This is a genomic window from Aquirufa sp. ROCK2-A2, from assembly GCF_054558485.1.
The window spans coordinates 268,721-286,683 of sequence record NZ_JBPXKA010000001.1 but is presented as its reverse complement, the minus strand read 5'-3'; the positions used below and the strand labels follow the sequence as shown (position 1 = coordinate 286,683).

The 17,963-nt window shown below is 35.8% G+C and carries 17 protein-coding genes and 1 tRNA gene; 6 read left to right on the top strand and 12 right to left on the bottom strand.

The features are described from left to right. Positions 1–525 carry a hypothetical protein gene (locus V7S76_RS01295; RefSeq protein WP_459508188.1) on the top strand — a complete coding sequence of 175 codons (525 nt, stop codon included), beginning with the start codon at positions 1–3 and terminating at the stop codon, positions 523–525. 264 nt (positions 526–789) lie between these two features. On the opposite strand, the gene V7S76_RS01290 is transcribed toward V7S76_RS01295, so the two are convergent. Further along, a complete protein-coding gene (locus V7S76_RS01290; protein WP_459508602.1) occupies positions 790–1,389 on the bottom strand; it encodes an RNA polymerase sigma factor in 600 nt (199 codons plus the stop codon). A gap of 237 nt (positions 1,390–1,626) precedes the next feature. Here V7S76_RS01290 and V7S76_RS01285 point away from each other — a divergent pair, with 237 nt between their 5' ends. Then, positions 1,627–2,247: a hypothetical protein gene (locus V7S76_RS01285; RefSeq protein WP_459508187.1), complete on the top strand. Its 621-nt coding sequence runs from the start codon at positions 1,627–1,629 to the stop codon at positions 2,245–2,247. A gap of 66 nt (positions 2,248–2,313) precedes the next feature. Here V7S76_RS01285 and V7S76_RS01280 read toward each other — a convergent pair whose 3' ends face one another. Further along, on the bottom strand, positions 2,314–4,068 hold the full coding sequence (locus V7S76_RS01280) for a phospho-sugar mutase (RefSeq protein ID WP_459508186.1): 1,755 nt from the start codon (positions 4,066–4,068) through the stop codon (positions 2,314–2,316). Between the two features lie 177 nt (positions 4,069–4,245). Here V7S76_RS01280 and V7S76_RS01275 point away from each other — a divergent pair, with 177 nt between their 5' ends. Together V7S76_RS01275 and V7S76_RS01270 are read left to right on the top strand one after the other, a co-directional pair. Beyond that, the gene (locus tag V7S76_RS01275) at positions 4,246–4,983 is read left to right on the top strand and encodes a class I SAM-dependent methyltransferase (protein ID WP_459508185.1); all 738 of its coding nucleotides are present in this window, start codon (positions 4,246–4,248) and stop codon (positions 4,981–4,983) included. Between the two features lie 119 nt (positions 4,984–5,102). Beyond that, positions 5,103–6,809: a hypothetical protein gene (locus V7S76_RS01270; protein WP_459508184.1), complete on the top strand. Its 1,707-nt coding sequence runs from the start codon at positions 5,103–5,105 to the stop codon at positions 6,807–6,809. Here the strand turns inward: V7S76_RS01270 and dapF are convergent. Together dapF and V7S76_RS01260 are read right to left on the bottom strand one after the other, a co-directional pair. After that, entirely contained in the window at positions 6,796–7,575 is a 780-nt protein-coding gene (gene dapF / locus V7S76_RS01265; RefSeq protein WP_459508183.1) for a diaminopimelate epimerase, read from the bottom strand. The genes V7S76_RS01270 and dapF overlap by 14 nt on opposite strands. 72 nt (positions 7,576–7,647) lie before the next feature. Then, on the bottom strand, positions 7,648–8,163 hold the full coding sequence (locus V7S76_RS01260; protein WP_459508182.1) for a DinB family protein: 516 nt from the start codon (positions 8,161–8,163) through the stop codon (positions 7,648–7,650). Between the two features lie 74 nt (positions 8,164–8,237). Here V7S76_RS01260 and V7S76_RS01255 point away from each other — a divergent pair. Next, a tRNA-Asp gene (locus V7S76_RS01255) sits at positions 8,238–8,314 on the top strand. A 291-nt stretch (positions 8,315–8,605) separates the two neighbouring features. On the opposite strand, the gene V7S76_RS01250 is transcribed toward V7S76_RS01255, so the two are convergent. Genes V7S76_RS01250 through V7S76_RS01220 form a run of 7 tightly spaced genes read right to left on the bottom strand, consistent with a single transcriptional unit; the run spans position 8,606 to position 15,341 of the window. Beyond that, the gene (locus V7S76_RS01250; protein WP_459508181.1) at positions 8,606–9,715 is read right to left on the bottom strand and encodes an ABC transporter permease; all 1,110 of its coding nucleotides are present in this window, start codon (positions 9,713–9,715) and stop codon (positions 8,606–8,608) included. Position 9,716: 1 nt separating this feature from the next. Next, positions 9,717–10,814: an ABC transporter permease gene (locus tag V7S76_RS01245; protein WP_459508180.1), complete on the bottom strand. Its 1,098-nt coding sequence runs from the start codon at positions 10,812–10,814 to the stop codon at positions 9,717–9,719. 4 nt (positions 10,815–10,818) lie between these two features. After that, the gene (locus V7S76_RS01240) at positions 10,819–11,556 is read right to left on the bottom strand and encodes an ABC transporter ATP-binding protein (RefSeq protein WP_130922354.1); all 738 of its coding nucleotides are present in this window, start codon (positions 11,554–11,556) and stop codon (positions 10,819–10,821) included. Further along, positions 11,540–12,466 (bottom strand): ABC transporter ATP-binding protein, encoded by a 927-nt coding sequence (locus V7S76_RS01235; RefSeq protein ID WP_459508179.1) that lies wholly within the window; start codon positions 12,464–12,466, stop codon positions 11,540–11,542. The genes V7S76_RS01240 and V7S76_RS01235 overlap by 17 nt, the downstream gene beginning before the upstream one ends. Before the next feature lie 8 nt (positions 12,467–12,474). Beyond that, positions 12,475–13,410 carry an HlyD family secretion protein gene (locus tag V7S76_RS01230; protein ID WP_459508178.1) on the bottom strand — a complete coding sequence of 312 codons (936 nt, stop codon included), beginning with the start codon at positions 13,408–13,410 and terminating at the stop codon, positions 12,475–12,477. A 9-nt stretch (positions 13,411–13,419) separates the two neighbouring features. Continuing rightward, a complete protein-coding gene (locus tag V7S76_RS01225) occupies positions 13,420–14,694 on the bottom strand; it encodes a TolC family protein (RefSeq protein WP_459508177.1) in 1,275 nt (424 codons plus the stop codon). Positions 14,695–14,744: 50 nt separating this feature from the next. Continuing rightward, positions 14,745–15,341 (bottom strand): TetR/AcrR family transcriptional regulator, encoded by a 597-nt coding sequence (locus V7S76_RS01220; protein WP_130922350.1) that lies wholly within the window; start codon positions 15,339–15,341, stop codon positions 14,745–14,747. Positions 15,342–16,107: 766 nt separating this feature from the next. Between V7S76_RS01220 and V7S76_RS01215 the strand changes: the two genes are divergently transcribed. Then, positions 16,108–16,500 carry a GNAT family N-acetyltransferase gene (locus tag V7S76_RS01215; protein WP_459508176.1) on the top strand — a complete coding sequence of 131 codons (393 nt, stop codon included), beginning with the start codon at positions 16,108–16,110 and terminating at the stop codon, positions 16,498–16,500. Between the two features lie 476 nt (positions 16,501–16,976). On the opposite strand, the gene V7S76_RS01210 is transcribed toward V7S76_RS01215, so the two are convergent. Further along, on the bottom strand, positions 16,977–17,960 hold the full coding sequence (locus V7S76_RS01210; protein ID WP_459508175.1) for an aldo/keto reductase: 984 nt from the start codon (positions 17,958–17,960) through the stop codon (positions 16,977–16,979). Positions 17,961–17,963 lie beyond the last annotated feature (3 nt).

The following is a 17,963-nucleotide window of genomic DNA, read 5'->3' as shown; positions in this document are numbered from 1 at the left end:
ATGTCTTTAGGACAAATAAATTTATCGGAGTTATATAAGTTCGATGAACTGTACTGGATTCCAAGTGATAAAGCTGAATCAATGGCTAATCATTTGGAAATCAAAGAGGTATTACCTAAAAACGACATTGAAGTTACCGCCCCAATGGCTGCTGCTGTCGAAATTAATTACCCGGCTATTGCTACTCCTTGGGTAGTGTTAGGGCATATAACTGATCAGGAAAAGCAGATATTGAAACTAGCATTTTCTGCTTCTCCACTTGGATTAACAGATACGGATTGGTCGGTTGTTGATATACAAGAAATTCCTGAAACCTTAACGGACTTTATAGAAAAAACGGAAGCCAAAAAATACGTTTTTTTGGGAAAATTTAATGATCAAGTAAACAGTAAACTACCCAAAGTTGAAATTTTGGTAGTCGCAGATTCTAAGGTACTTATTTTCCCTCGACTTATTTCCAGTTTAAATGATTCCGAAAAGCATTTGAAATTAGCTTTTTGGAATCATTTAAAGGCACTTGTTTAGTAAGAGGGGAATTAGGTAAAAGGTAATAGGTAAAAGGTAATAGGTAATAGGTCTTCTCTTTTCTCTCTTCTCTCTTTTCTCTTTTCTCTTTTCTCTCACCTCCGTGCGTAATTCAAAACTTTTTGAATGGAATTTTCAGAAGGCTCCAAATAGGCTTGATCGAGTTGTTGTTTTAATTCTTCGAAGGAAACAAATTCTGATTGTTCTTCGGTATTTAGACTTTTGTTAAAGCTAATTTTAGGTTCATACAAATTTTTAACAAGGTCATTTGGGGTAGAGTTTTGCGTCATAGGCTAATTCTTGTTTTTGCATCATTTTCCTTAGATTGATTAATGCATATCGCATTCTTCCTAAGGCCGTGTTTATACTTACATTTGTTAATTCTGAAATTTCTTGGAAACTTAATTCCTCATAATGCCTCATCACCAACACTTCTCGTTGCTCATCAGGCAGCTTTTTTATTAATTCACGTATATTAACGATCTGATCTTGTTTTAATTGTATGTCCTCCATAGATTCTTCTGAAAAGTCGAAACTATTGAAAACCTTAGACCCATCTTCAAGAACAATCGTTGGGTATCGTTTGTCTTTTCTGAAATAATCGATCGCTAAATTATGCGCAATACGAATAATCCATGGCATAAATTTACCTTCCTCATTGTATCTCCCACCTTTTAATACATCAATCGCTTTGATATATGTTTCTTGTAAAAGATCTTCCGCTATATAACGATCCTTGACTATTAAATAAATAGTGGTGTAAACTTTCGACTTTGATTTTTTGACAAGCATTTCAAACGCCTTGTCGTCGCCTTGGATGTACGCTGAGATTAACGTTGCATCGTTAACTGGATTTTTAATTATCATAAAAATACAAAATGGTTAACGTAGAGGTTTATCTCATATAATTTCTCCTATAAAGATTTAGGTTGGCGAATTGATTTCGCTTCAAAAGTATAAAAAACTTTTTAGAATCAAAATTCTCCTCTAATTTTTATAAAAAAATTGATAAATATTTTAAACTTTTAATGACAATCTTCTGTTTATTCACTGAAAAATAAATTAGATTTGTCTCATTCTTTCAATTAAACTATGTCCAAAATGAAAAAATTACGTATTGCAGGTGTGTCGATCATGATGATGGTGGCGGGTGCATTTGGAGTTTTTGCTCAAAGTTCTTCCGTTTCAGATTATGCTGGAACTTATCAATTACAAGAAAATCCTTATGTTAAATCAGTTAAATTAACAGTCAATGCTGGCAAATTAGTGATGGCGGCAGAAGGTTTTCCGGATGCAGAATTAGCTGCAGGTAAGCAAGTTGATGAATTTGTATTAGAAAGCATGAACGCAGTGGTTTCCTTTTCAAGAGAAGCCGGTAAAGTAAAATCCATTAAAATTGAAGCGCAAGGTCAAGAATTAAAAGGTGATTTAGTTGCTTCTAAAGCAGGTTTAGATCAATATGTTGGAAGCTTTAAAATGGCAGAAAATGAATATGTGAAGAAATTAATGGTTTCCGTAAAAGAGGGCAAATTAGTCTTAACCTCTGATGCCAATCCAGCCGAAGGTTCTGAATTATCAACTTCTAATGAATCAGATACTTTTAGCGCTAATATCCAAGGTTATTCAGCGGATATTATTTTTTCACGCAATTCAGGAAAAGTTGCTACCATCAAAGTATCCGTTGGTGGTGGTGCGGTTGTATTGACTGGCGAGAGAGAGTAATTTTTTAGTTATTAGTTATTAGACTTGTCCAGTAAAACCTAATAACTAATAACTTATACCTAATATCTATTTCAGTCCCAAATCGTTTTGGATTTCTTTGACTTTAGCTTTCAAAGATTCAAACGTTGTATCGAAATCTTCAGCTGATTTCAAAGGAGTGTTGACTGACACATAAAATTTAATTTTAGGTTCTGTACCTGAAGGTCTTGCAGATACCTTAGAACCATCCGCCAAGATTAATTGAATCACATTGGATGCTTCAATTCCCCTTCCAACAGCTATCGGTGTTGATTTACCAGTAAGTAAATCAGTTTCCACCAATCCTTCATAATCCAATACCTTCAAAGGTTTACTTCCAGCTACCGTAGATGGTACATTAGATCGAAGATTTACCATCATTTGTTGAATTTCTTCTGCGCCAGCTTTTCCCTTTTTTGTTAAGGAAATCAGACCTTCGTAATAGAAATTGTTTTCCACATACATTTCTGCTAGGAAATCAAACAATGATTTGCCTTGGTCTTTGGCATAAGCTGTTAATTCCGCAATCATGGCACAAGAAGCAACAGCATCTTTATCTCTCACCGCATCTCCAATCAAATACCCGTAAGATTCTTCCCCTCCTCCTATAAACTTTTCTTTGCCTTCCAACTCGCGGATTACCTGTGCAATGTATTTGAAACCTGTTAAAGTGTTGTAGCAAGGAACACCTTGTTTGGCGCACATTTTGTCAATTAAATCTGTTGTGACAATGGTTTTTGCTACAAATTCTTTACCGCTTAATCGTCCTAATTTTTTATCAATGTTTAATAAATAATACAAAATCAAACTTGCCATTTGATTACCATTCAATAATTCCCATTCGCCATTCGGACTTTTTACCGCCGCACCCACACGGTCTGCATCTGGATCAGTCGCAATAACTAAATCAGCATCGATGGCCTTAGCTTTATTAAGAGCTAAAGTCATGGCTTCTTTTTCTTCCGGATTTGGATAAACCACCGTTGGAAAATTACCGTTGGGTTCAGCTTGTTCTTCGACAATATGGACAGCTTCAAATCCCAATTTAGCAAGCGCTTGGGGAACTAAAGTAATTCCTGTTCCATGAATAGGAGAGAAAACAATTTTTAAATCTTTTTGACGGGCAATTACTTCAGGTTGACGACAATTATCAGTAATGGTCTCTAAATAAGCTTGATCAATGGATTCATCTAACAAATGCAAAAGCGAATCATTTCCTTTGAATTTAATATCTGCTACAGATTGAATGGCATTAACTTCATTGACGATATTTTTATCATGAGGCGCTACCACTTGAGATCCATCCGACCAGTAGGCTTTGTATCCGTTATATTCCTTTGGATTATGAGAAGCTGTAATGACAAGTCCGGCTTGACATCCTAAATGTCTAACAGTAAAAGATAATTGAGGGGTTGGTCTTAGTGCTGGGAAAAGATACACCTCGATACCATTGGCCGTAAAAATATCCGCTGCAATACGGCAAAATTCAGGGGAATTATTCCTAGAATCGTGGGCAATGGCAACCTTTATGGTTTGATTGGGAAGGCATTTGTTTAAATAGTTAGCAAAACCTTGTGTAGCTGCTCCAACGGTGTATTGGTTCATTCGATTGGAACCAACTCCCATCTCGCCTCGCATCCCTCCTGTTCCAAATTCCAATGACTTATAGAATGAGTCCGTCAATAAGGTATTTTCACCTTTATCTATTAAATCTTGAATACTTTTTTTTGTAGCAGTATCATACTCACCATTTAACCACTTTGTAATATTACTTAGTGCAATAGGGTCCGAAATTCCGATCATCTTTCTTCTGTTTAAATACCCCTAAAGTTAGTAAAATACTCAAATTATTTAATTTAAAATGTGTTGTTTTTAAATTAAATCAGAATAAAAAGGTTTGTAAATTAAATTGTAAATTATTGTCTATTATTAACTAATTTTAGAGAATTTTTTTTCTGCCACAATAAATTTATAATCTCAATGGATAAAGTTTATTATAAATATTATTTTGAATTGGAGCGTAATCATTGGTGGTTTCAGGCTCGTAATAAGATTATTCATTCTCAAATTAATGAAATTTATCAAATTGAAAAAAGGCCACTAAAAATATTAAATGTTGGGGTAGCCACTGGGGCGACTAGCCAATTGTTGAATAATTTCGGTCAAGTGACCTCCATAGAATATGATCAGGATTGCATTGATTTTGTTTCATCAAAAATTAATTTACCTATTGTACAGGGCGATATTTGTGCTTTAGATTTCCCTGATAATAGTTTCGACTTGGTTTGTGCCTTGGATGTTATAGAGCATGTAGAAAATGATCAATTAGCAGCAGATGAATTAACAAGGGTTTGTAGAATTGGGGGAGCCATGGTTATTACTGTTCCTACTTTCAAAAGTTTGTGGGGAGAACACGATGTGATCAACCACCATTTTAGGCGATATCGTTCATCAGAATTGCTTACTTTATTCAAGAAAAACACCCAATTACTGTATAATTCCTACTTTAATTTTTGGTTATTTCTTCCAATTTGGTTCGTTAGAAATTTACCTTTTAAAGTAAGTCGGAAAAATTCAGGTTCAGATTTTGATTTGTTTAAATTCCAATGGATGAATGACTTGTGTTATTACATTTTTGCCTCTGAAATTGTATTTACCTCTTTAAAAATCCGCTTGCCATTTGGGGTTTCTGCTCTAGGGGTATGGATTAAGAAATAAAGTTATATTTACTTTTTACTTGTACATAGAAAAATAATGCTCATATGTTTTTGTCCTATCAGAAAAACAAATTCTTACTTTTAGCTCTAATCCCGGCGCTGATTTTTTACCTATTTTTTTTGAATTTTGGAGTTAATGCCCCCTATGCAGATGATATTAGCGCGGTAAATGCATTGGTCATTAGAATTATTTATAGTGAAGATACGATTTGGAACAAGTTTTTTGTATTGTTTACTCAATGTAATGAGCATCGATTATTTTATTTAGGAGTAATTACGATTCTTCAATTTTATTTGACGGGTGAAATCAATTTTATACTGTTGGATTTTGTCGGGGGATTGGCTACTCTGGGAATTCTGTTTATTTTTTACCGAATTATGGTCAGTTATCAATTCCCCAAGTGGTTGATAATACCGGTTTCCTTGTTGCTATTTAATTTGTCGTATTTCCAAAATATTTTTTGGACAGTTTGTGCTTTACAACACAACTCATTACCATTTTTTGTATTATTGCTGATTTGGGTGTTAAGTTTACCTGCCCATTTTACTAGGTATGTCATAGCACTACTCATTGCACTTTTAGCCGTATTCACCTCTGGGAATGGATTTTTAGTCTTTGTGGCTGTCGTTCCATTATTATTGAAATACGATCGAAAATATCTGTTTTTCTGGCTTTTTACAGGTTTAGCTTGTTTTCTTCTTTACATGACCAATTACGAGCATCCATTTCAAAGAGGTAGCTTATTCGATAATATATTCAAAATTAAAGAGATTTTATTTACATTTTTTGTGTATTTAGGATCATTTTCTTCCGTATTTTTCTTCAACATTACGCCATTCAGAATTTATTTCAGTTTCATGTTAGGGATTATATCCTTTTCAGGTATTTTGTTTATTTATTGGAAAAATAGAACCCAATTATTAAAACAAGAAAATCATTATTTAACCTTTTCAGCCATCTTTTTATTCCTCTTCGCCACGATGGGTTTGTATTCATTGGCTAGGGCAAATGAAGCGATTGAGAGTGTGTTTGAGAGTCGATATGGCATCAATTCAACTCTATACCTAATTACTTTCATACTATTAATTCTGCATCATTCTTCCCTCAAAGGACTGAAAAAATCATTCATTCTCATTTCTTGTACATTGTTTTTCATCAGTTCGTATTTGACAAAATTGGTGGCAGTGGCCAATTTTTCCAATGAGCTAACTTCCGGTGTTTTGACGAATAAAAATTTAAAAAGAGGATATTATTTTTACTTAGATTCAGCAGGCAAGAAAGTAGATTTAACAAAACCAACTGTCAAAAAACTATCCGATTTACCCACTCCTATTGTCAATATTACGGCACTATTACCTGCTTCGGTCAAATATTTCAATGACGTCATTTATTTGTCCAATACATATGAAGGTTTTCAGCCTTTTAACCAACGATTATTGACCATCTATTCGGCTCTGGATTCAACTAAAATGGTAAAGAGGAATACCGAAGAAAAGGTGAACGTATTAAAAATCTGGTCGGAGAAGAATGGTTTTCGATATTCTGGCAATAACATTTCGGCCCGAATAAGTAATGGAGAAGATGGTGTTTATGCTGTTTTGGTAGATACAAGCAACCGAAAATGGGTATTTAATTTGTTCTGGAAGGAGTTAAATCGAAGAAAACAGCTGACAAATTGGGATGCGATTTATGTGAGAAATTTGGATGGAATGATTCCATTCAAATATTTACCCGATGGCAAGTATTTGTTGAAAATCATTCAAATACAAGGTAAAAAAATTCAATTAATTGGTGAGCAGAATAATTTGCTAGTTAAAGGGATATAAGGATTTTCCCTTCGAAAACTCTTTTTGCCGGACCTATCAAGAATATGTCATGAAAGCCCTTTTCTAAGGATCCTTCAAATTGTACAGAAAGCTGTCCGCCCAAGGTTTCGATATAAACAGGACTGGTGTTTCCATGTTTTACATGGCTGACCAATGCCGCAGCAGTAACGCCTGTTCCACAAGAATAGGTTTCATCTTCGACACCCCTTTCATAGGTACGGACAAAAATTTTATGTTCTTCCATGGGTTCCACAAAATTCACATTCGTGCCATTTTGATGTACGAAATCAGCTGAATAGCGTATTTTTGAACCCATTTCTCGCACATTCACTTCTGCAATATGTTGGCAAAATTGAACATAATGCGGAGAACCTGTATGGGTGTAATAATCGTTAGAAAGTTGTTGAATTTCCTTCACATCTTGCATTTGTAAGGAGATTTTTGTTTCATCAATAAAGGCTAAATGGGGGCCATCGACAGCGATGAAAAAAGCTTTTTCTTTTACCAATTCTAAGTCTGCCGCAAAACGAACCAAGCATCTACCACCGTTTCCACACATGGTACCCTCGGTTCCATCCGAATTATAATAGACCATTCGGAAATCATAACCTTCGGCATTTTGCAAAAGCATGAGTCCATCAGCGCCTATTCCAAATCGTCTGTGGCAAAGGTGAGCAATTTCTTTTTGTCCTAAGTGAAACGTATTTTGTCTGTCGTCAAAAATAATAAAATCATTTCCTGTGCCTTGGTATTTGTAGAAATTCATGTGAATGGGATGTAAAGCTTAAAATTAGGGAAATTTTGTGGAATTGGTGGAATTTCATTTAATCGCTATCGATTATTGATATCTTTCTTTTAGGATGTTTAAATGATGTCTTTCGTGGCCAGCAATCATCCAAGCCAGAGCACGAGTACTTACTGGATGGTTGTTTGACAGTCCCATTTTATCCCATTGTTCTTGTGTAAATGATTGAAAAAGGCAAATACTAGCTTGGCGAGTAGCAGCATATTGTTGCAAAAGTTGTTCTGGTTGTTGGCCATCAAATTGGGCTTCTGATAGGTATTCATTTTCGTCAAATCCAAGGAGTGATTGTTTTTCACCCCTACTAATGGCGAGTGCACGATATGAGAAAATCCGCTCTGTATCGATCATGTGTCCAAGTAATTCTTTACGGGTCCATTTTCCTACTTGATAAGCATAATCCCATTGATCTGAAGTCAATGATTCATAAAGTGCTAGTAATTCCTCTGTATTTTTTTTTAGGACATCGAGGAGCTTATCTGTCGGCATAAAATTCAGATATTCAGCGAAATAGCGTGATTTGGGATATTCATGTGGTAAGGGAGGTCTCATTATTTTATTATTTTTTTTAACAAAGGTATTGCAAAGATGGATAAAATGCCTAATTTTGTGCCACAATAAGGCACGGTCCGGTAGTTCAGTTGGTTAGAATACATGCCTGTCACGCATGGGGTCGCGGGTTCGAGTCCCGTCCGGACCGCCAACTACAAATTAAGTCTCTGATTTTCAGGGACTTTTTTTATGCCCGGCGGAAAATGGAGTGTAATAAATTGGATTTCAAGGATTCTCATCCCAAAATACTATTTCCAATTTCTAACATTTCGTCAATATCAAAATCACTTTTTATGTATTTTTGGAGCGTCGACAACTTCTTGTTTCCTATTTTAAATCGTCAAAAAGATCCAATGAATTTTAATAAAAAATATCTTTTTAGATCAACAACTTGTGTACTGGTGAATTAAAGAATTAGAGATTGGAAATAGGTAAATTGTTGTTAGTTAGTCTTCTTAAATCGCCATATCGCTAGAGCGTTTATTCCTATCCCATAAATGAACATTTTGAGGATAAACGGATAAATTTCCGCGAATCCACTTCCTTTTAGAAGTATTAGTCGATTTACTTCAACAAAATATTTCAGAGGATTCAATTGGTTTACCCATTGAGCCCAATCTGGCATCGTTTCAACGGGAGTAAATAATCCACACATCAGAATGAACAGGATGATAAAAAAGAAGGAGGTAAATAAGGCCTGTTGCTGAGTTTCAACCGCAGTTGAAATAAACAATCCCATTCCAAGCGGGACAAAAAGGAATATAGCTAAGAATAACTCGAGTAATCCCAGGCTTCCCACCATTGGGATTTGAAAAATCAGTCGACCGAGGGCAATTCCAGCCCAAAAAATAAAATGTCCGATAAACCAAAAGGGAATTAATTTACCAAGGATAAATTCGTGTTTCTTCAAGGGGGTTACATTGAGTTGTTCAATAGTTCCAATTTCCCTTTCTCGCACCACATTCAACGCACAAATTAAGATAATAATTAAGGTCATTACTTCGGCAACGATACCCGGAAGCATAATGGTTTTATAATTTAAGGTAGGGTTGTACCAAAAATTCGTCACTGGGATAATTTTAGCGCTTCCAGGGACATTTGTATTAGCACGTAATTCACTCATGAAATCTTGAGTTATTGCATTAGCGTAATTTTGCATGATTCCCGCTTTCGAATTATTTAATGCGTTAATTTGAAATTGAACTGCGGGTGGGGAGTTTTGTATTTTACTGTTTTTTTCAAAGTCTTTTGGAATCACTAATACAAGATCAATGGCATCTCGCATGAGTAGATCGTCAGCCTTTTTTTGATTGTCAATTAAGTCGGTTGCTTGAAAGAAATTAGCGCCTGTGAATTTATGAACGAGTTGGGAAGAGCTTGTACTCTGGTCTAAATCCCAAATTCCCAATCGCAAATTTTTGATTTCATAATTTGCTGCAAACGTGAGCAAGATCACCTGAATTACAGGCAAAACGGTCATGAATGGCAGTAATTGCCTATTTCTAAAGATTTGTAAAAACTCCTTTCGGACTAAAACTAGAATATTGCGCATATTATTTGTTTCGTTTCAAGCTTTGGATACTCACTAAAATAAAAACAGCGGTCATTGCAATTAATATGAAAAATGGTTTCCAAATAAGTGTTATGCCTGCCCCTTTAATCATGATGCTTTTAATCAAAACAATAAAGTGAGTGGCTGGTATAATGTTAGAAATTAGTTGTAGTGGTAATGGTAAACTTTCGATGGGAAAAATGAACCCAGAAAGGAGCATTGTGGGCATCATAAGTGACACTAAACTTGCAAACATGGCAGCTTGTTGCGTTTCTACGCGCGTAGAAATGAGAATTCCAAGTGACAACGAGGCTATTGTATAAACAAAGCAAGCTAAAACTAATAAAGCTACTGATCCTACCATGGGTAGTCCGAAAACAAATATTCCCAATAGAATGATTAGAAAACTGTTTAGTAGGGAAAGTATCAAATAAGGAATTACTTTTCCAATGATTATCATGTAGGGACTAATTGGAGAAATGGATAGCAACTCTAAGGTTCCTGTTTCTTTTTCTCGCGCTAAGGTTACCGAGGTTAATAGGGCTGAAATAATCAAAAGAATTAAAGCGATTACCCCAGGAATAAATAAGTAGACGGAGAGTAATCGTTGATTGAATATCATCCGTGTGCTTAATTGGATTCCGCCACTGTTTTCGCGCCCATTTTCGTTATTAAATTCTCCAATGATACCAGATAAATAACTAGTGGTATTGATCGCAGTATTAATATCGCTCGCATCTGCAATTAATTGCACTTGAGCTTTTTTTGCATGATATAAATCCTGCTGAAAGCTCGTTGGGAAAAATAATACAAGTTTGACTATACCTGATTTAAATGCTTTGGGGATGTCTTGAGGTTTTTCTAAGGTTTGTTCTACCACAAAATAGCCGGAACCAATAATCCGATGAATCAGCTTTTCAGAAGTTTGATCTTTCGATTGATTTAAGATTCCGATAGGAATATTTTTAAAATCGTTATTTAGCGCATATCCAAAGATGATGACAAGTGCGATAGGTAAGGCAAAGAGAATCATCATAGTCCGTGTATCGCGGAAAATATGATAGAACTCTTTTTGAACGAAGGCATAGAATTTTTTCATCAAATTATATTTTGTTTGCCGTTCCGCGGGCGAGAAGTTGAAACACTGCATCCATACTATCCACTTGAAAAGAGGTTTTCAATTCGCTAGGAGTTCCTAATGCTTTTATGAGGCCATCTACCATGATGGACACTCGGTCGCAATATTCCGCTTCATCCATGTAGTGCGTCGTAATAAAAATGGTCACCCCATCGTTAGCCGCTTCATAAATTAAGTCCCAAAACTGGCGACGTGTGATAGGGTCGACTCCTCCAGTGGGTTCATCTAAGAAAACCACTTTGGGCTTGTGTATAAGGGCTAAGGCGAACGCTAATTTCTGTTTCCATCCCAACGGAATTGTTTTCACTAATTTGTGAATGACAGACTCTAACTGAAACTTGGAAACGATGCCTTTGGATCGATCCTTTATTTCTTGTCGGCTTAACCCATAAATCCCACCATAAAAATCAATATTTTCTTGAATGGTCAAATCCTCGTAAAGGGAGAATTTTTGACTCATATAGCCTATGTTTTGTTTGACAAGTTCTGCTTGTGTGGCTACATCAAAACCGGCGACACTCGCCTCTCCTGACGTTGGGGTTAAGAGGCCACTAAGCATACGCATTGCGGTGGTTTTTCCAGCACCGTTCGCCCCTAGAAACCCAAAAATTTCACCCTTTTTTACCTCAAAGCTGATGGCATTTGTGGCAATAAAGGAACCAAATTTCTTCGTAAGTTGATCTACTTTAACGACTGTTTCCATTCTCCATGAGGTATATAAATGTGTCTTCTATTGTCGGAGGAATGTTCATTATTTCTGCATCTGAAATGGAACCTGCCAACAAATATTTTTTTATCTCGTTCATTTGAATAGCATTTTCTGAAAAGGCTATATGGAGGTATTCTCCAAAAGCATAACAATAGCTTACCTTTTCCCAGGATCTTAGCCATTCGGTTAATGCATATTTCTTCTGACTTTTAATCGCAAATAGTTGCCATGGAAATTGGCCTGTTATTTTACTTGGCGTATCAATGGATAGTATTTTTCCTCCTTGTAAAAACGCAATTCGGTCGCATAAATTTGCCTCATCCATATAAGGGGTAGATACTAAAATGGTGATTCCCTGTGATTTTATTTCGTGAAGCATTTGCCAAAATTCTTTCCGAGAAACAGCATCCACGCCGGTGGTAGGTTCGTCAAGAATTAAGACTTTTGGTCGATGGATCAGCGCACAACACAAGGCTAATTTCTGTTTCATTCCTCCAGAAAGTGCTCCTGATTTTCGATCTTTAAACGGCTTTAGTTGGTCATAGATCGATTGTATTAAGGAGTAATTTTCCTCAATTGTGGTGTCAAAAGCCCTGGCAAAAAAGGACAAGTTTTCTTCTACACTTAAGTCAGGATACAGGGAAAAACGCCCAGGCATATAACCTATAATTTTTCGAATAGATGCTTTTGAATCATTCGTATCCATTCCCAGTATACTGGCTTTCCCGTCTTCAGCACTAAAAAGGGTGACCAAGATCTTAATCAACGTCGTTTTTCCAGCACCATCTGGCCCTATCAATCCAAATAATTCCCCCTCTTCTACGTCTAAACTTATTTGATCTAAAGCTTGGACTTCAGCATATCTTTTGGATATCGATTCTATATGTATTGCGCTCTTTTTCAATCTGATGCTTAGTTTAAAATAACTTCTGCAGGCATCCCCATTTTTAACCCACCGTCATTCACTACTTTGATCTTAACGGCATAGACAAAATTGACGCGGTCTTGTTTTGTTTGAATAATTTTTGGGGTGAATTCTGATTTTGGACTTACCCACATGACCTTTCCCGTGTACGTTTTGTATGCTCCTGCTGCCTCATCAATACGGACCTTAACGCTCTGATTAAGTTTAACTTGGCTTAATTGATCTCCGGAGAAATAGGCACGTAAAATTAGGTTGGATAAATCTGCGATTTTGTACAATGGTTTACCATAGGATACGATTTCGTTTGCCTCTACAAATTTGGCTGTAACGGTACCATTGATTGGATTTAACACCTTGGATTGATCTAATTGAAGCTGAATTTGGTTGATTTGTTCCTTCAGACCAGCTGCTTCATTGTTAATGGTTTTTGCTTGACTTTTTAAGGCAATTTCTTGGGCTTTCAGTTGGCTTTTTTGCGTGATAATTTGCTTATCTAATTGCGTGATTTGCGCTTGGATATCATCCACCTGCTTAGGTGTTGCAGCTCCATTTGCCAGTAAATTTGAAACTCTGTTTAGTTCATAAGCAAAGGTTTTTCGTTGACTTTCAGAGCTAGCGATTTGATTTTGCAATACGTTTAATTGAGCTTCAATGGCAGGGGATTTGCTTTTGACTGTTCGGATATTTGCCTCAACAATATTTTTTTGTTGAGCTAAAATAGAGGGGTCAATTTCTGCAACGAGTGTGCCCGCTGAAATGACATCTCCCTCCGAAAGTAAGATGGATTTAATTTTGCCATTTGCCTCGGCAGAAACGATCGTTTCTGTAGCTTCAAAATTGCCATAAGCGTCGGCTTCTTTTGTTTGATTGCAGCTTACTAATGAAGCGCAAATTAGAAGGGATAAGTAAATAGATGATTTCATATGATTGATTTATAATGAAGAATTTGAGTCAAATAATAACGTAGCGTCTTGAAGGAAAGCTAGTTTCTGAATTTGGTGTAATAGATAGGATTGTTTAGCTAATTTTTCTGCATTTTTTTCTGTTACGAATTGTGTTGCTGTGATTGTACCCAGATCTAATTCTGAGGCAGCTGTAACGCTGATGCGTTCCCGAATGCTTATCATGGCTTGGTCCATTTCAATCAACTTTTCATAGCGTTTCACTTCCTCTGACATTTTCGTGTATTGCATTGAAAGTTGACGTTCTAAATCGCTTTGGTGTTGAAGAATTAGTTCTTTTTGTAATTGGGAGCTTTTTTGGTTCAGGCGTTTCGTGTAGAAAGAGGAAAGGTCCCAATTTAGTCGTACACCCATCAAATAATAGGACTGAAATTCATTTTTCAACATATTTAAAGCCGGATTTCCATAGCCACCTTGTCCGAATAGGAAGGCTTTAGGGCGTAGCTTCGATTGATTCAGCTCTTCGGTTGTCGCAATTAAAGATTGCTGATTTTGAAGCAGTTTCATTTCATAGGTTTCATAGGAAAGCGGTGTGATCTTTTGAATGTTAGCCGGGATTAGGAATGAGGCTAGGTTGTTTAGTTTCATGCCGGTTAATAGGTTTAACAATTCAACGGCAATCGTTTTTGCAGCACTGATATCTGTGATTTGCTGTTCAATTTTAAGCAATTCAACAGATAAAATATCAAGTTGATTTTTCGTGCGCGCACCAAAGCGAATACCCGTCTCTAATACGCTTTTTCTTGCTAAAATTTCTTCTTTGGCGGTTTCCCAAATCTGCCGATTTTCTTGAGCCAATAAAGCACTAAAATATATTTTTTGTGTTTCTTGAAGGAGATTTCGATTCGCTAACTGAATCCGAGTGAGTGAGTTTTTTGAGCTAAGGTCTTGAAGCATTGTTCTTGTCTTGCTTGCACCTCCATCGTAGATTAATTGATTGATATCAATAAAAGTTTTGTATTGATCTTTATTGATCGGGGTCATACGAAGGTTAGGTATTTCAATGGCTAACCCTGTAACATCTGATTGATAAGTTGTTTGCCCGTTGAGTGACATTTGCGGTAACCATCCTGCTTGAATGACACGCGCGTTTAGCTTACCTAGTTCTTGCTCAATTTCTTTTTGTTTGGTACTGGTCGCTGTTTTTTGAGTCGCTTCTAAGCACATAGCAAGCGTCACATTTTGACCTAGCAAGGGTTTTCCAATGAGTAGAATCGCCCAAAGTGTGTAAATTTTTATTTTCATCGTTTTGACTTTTGTGTCTGACAATATTGTCAGTTTTTAGGTAAATTTTTTTAAGGTTTGATGCTTCTTAAAATTAAGCGAGTGACTTCTGTCTTACGCGTTTCTAAAAGGTCTTTAAATTCTTTTTCATTCGTCTGAGTTACTAACATGATCATTGGTTTAGCCAAAACAGGGAATGCACAAAGTGAAATGATGTGCATAAATAATTGGATGGGCTCAATGGGGGTAATCCGGCCAGCCTTGATTTCGGTATTTACTTGTGTGAGAAATGGTTCAATAGTTGGCTTATCTCCATCGAGTAAATTTTCGACAAATTTTATCCCAAGGCTGTTTAACTCATTAATGATGAACAGGGGCATAAATGGATTTTTCAATCCTAGTTCAATGTAATTTTTAACAAATGATGCTATTTTGTCCTCAAAAGCCAGATCGCTATTCAAGATTTTTAACATCTGCGGAAGAGCTTGACGCATCAATGTTTTAGCAATTTGATGGTAAAGCAGTTTTTTGGATCTGAAATAGTAGTTTAAAACCGTACGCTTAATACCTGCCCGCTCGGCAATTTCTTGCATCGTAGCGTTTTCAAAGCCTTTTTCGACAAAGACTTGAAAGGCTGATACTAAGATTTCTTCTTCTGGGCTTTCCATGCTGACAACTACGTTTGACACAAATGTCAGAAATTGTTTTTATTATTCATAATTTTTCATTTCAACAATCCATTTCCTACAGCTAACATCCCATCTACATCAGCTTCACATTTAATATATTTTTAAAGAGTCGTCAATTTCTTATGACAAGTGATTTTAATGACTTGATGATAGGGAAGACCAGCATCAAAAAGTAATGTTTCCAAAGTTCTTCTTGCAGTTTGAATTACAATCATTTGGTATTTCTTTTTATATTCTCTGATTTTTTACACCCTTTGGTTGACTTCTTTTCTACCGTAATATTCATAGAGGGTATTAATTGACAGATATTTTTAATTTCCTCTAAAATTATTGTTTCACTATATGGTTCAGGGAATATATAGTTGTACTTTTCTCACAATCTTCTTAGTGTATCAAATGCAGGTATTTCACAAATTTCACCTGTTTTATCAGCTCTAAACGAGTAAAGTTGGTCGTTCGATTAATTATGCCATTCATATTTTTGTTACTTTGGAGATGTTTTTTTTACTTTTCACACATTTGTTGAATCTATTTTTAGAATAAACTTAAAAGCAATTTTACTATGGGATTTTTTGACCTAAACAGAGAAAATATTACAAGCCTTAATCCAATAAATTTAAATAATGGAATCCTTGAAATTCATCCTTACAGAGAATCAGAACTTCATAGAGATGATGACGTAGTTAATTACCTTTATGAAATATTTGGAGATATTTAACAAATTCCATTTAACAAAGAAAAATTTGTGGATGATAAAAAGAAAATTTTTACATATTTAGACGTTCTAAATTATGATTTGAAAATACAATTCAATCATTTTATATCAAATATTAAATCAAAAAAAATTATAGGTAAAATTATTATTTGGCCTCTTGTAGAAGAATATATACAATTCGATAGTACGCTCAAAAATACGTGGATAATTGAATTCTATTTGAATAAAAAATTTTGGAACAAAGGAATTATGTCAGGAATTATACCTGCTGTAGCTAGAGATATGCAAAAGCAAGGAATAAATAAGATTGGAGCTGTTGTTGATAAATTAAATTTTGGGTCTATTCGAATTCTCGAAAAGTCAGGATTAAAACGAATAAAGCAATTTGATGATTTGAAAGACTTGTACGTAAGTACAACATAATTTGTCAAAAATTTGATCAATAAAATGGGGGAAAATATAATATTTTTGTTCTACCATTTGTTATTACAAATTTATGTAACTAATTGATTATCAGATAATTTTCGAGTCCCGTCCGGACCGCCAACTACAAATTAAGTCTCTGATTTTCAGGGACTTTTTTTATGCCCGGTGCTAAATGGGGTGCTACAAAAGGGATTTCAACAAAATCACTAGAAGTATAAAATAATGTAGAAGTTAATAGATTTGATAACTCTATCGAACCTATCACCACTAACACAAACAAACATCATTTGATTAACATAGAGCTAATTTGATACCCTTGTTTGGAACTGCCAAAGATCGAACTTCATTTAAAATAAAACGATGTAAATCATAACTCTAATTTACGTCAATGGTATGATGTTTAGGCTGCAAGAACAATTTCATCTTGACCCCAATGAAAATAGAATTATTGAAAGATCACCCAAAGACCTAACCTATTTCCCTACTCTATCTTGCAATTGTTGTGGATAACGTGCACCTTGAACTGTCACTTGTGCTAATATTTTCTCTATTTTTGACAAATCATTCACAGATAAATCAATCGTTGACGCGGTTATATTTTCCTCTAGTCTGTGTAATTTAGTTGTACCCGGAATCGGAACAATCCAAGGCTTTTGAGCGAGCACCCAAGCCAAGGCAATTTGGGCGTTGCTTACTCCTCTTTCTATGGCAAGTGTGTGAATAAGCTGAATTAATGTCTGATTTGCTTCCCGGTTTTCTGTACTAAATCGAGGAACTACATTTCGGAAATCGCTTGGATCAAAAGTGGTATTTGTGTCGATTGCACCAGTTAAATATCCTTTTCCTAATGGACTGAAAGGGACAAATCCTATGCCTAACTCCTCTAGCAATGGGAAAATTACAAGCTCAGGTTCTCGCCACCACAAGGAATATTCGCTCTGCAAAACCGATAAAGGTTGAACTGCATGAGCCTTTCGAATGCTCTCTGCTCCTGCCTCGCTCATTCCAAAATACTTTACTTTGCCAGCTTGAATAAGTTCTTTTACCGTACCTGCTACCTCTTCGATAGGGACTTGTGGATCTACTCGGTGTTGATATAATACATCAATGTATTCCGTTTTAATAAGGCGTAAAGACTGATCTACTACTTGACGTATACGCTCTGGACGACTATCTAGGCCCTTGGTGGCGTCTCCCTCTTTGAACCCAAATTTCGTTGCAATCTGAACCTCAGATCGGAAATCCCGAACAGCTTTACCTACTAGCTCCTCATTAATTCCTTGGCTGTAGGCCTCTGCAGAATCGAAAAATGTTACACCTAGTTCAAATGCGTGACGAATTAAACGAATTGCCTCACGCTCCTCTGTCGCTGGTCCATACCCGAAGGTTAATCCCATACAACCTAATCCCATTTCGGATACTTCTAAACCTAGGTTTCCTAGCTGTCGCTTTTTCATTTT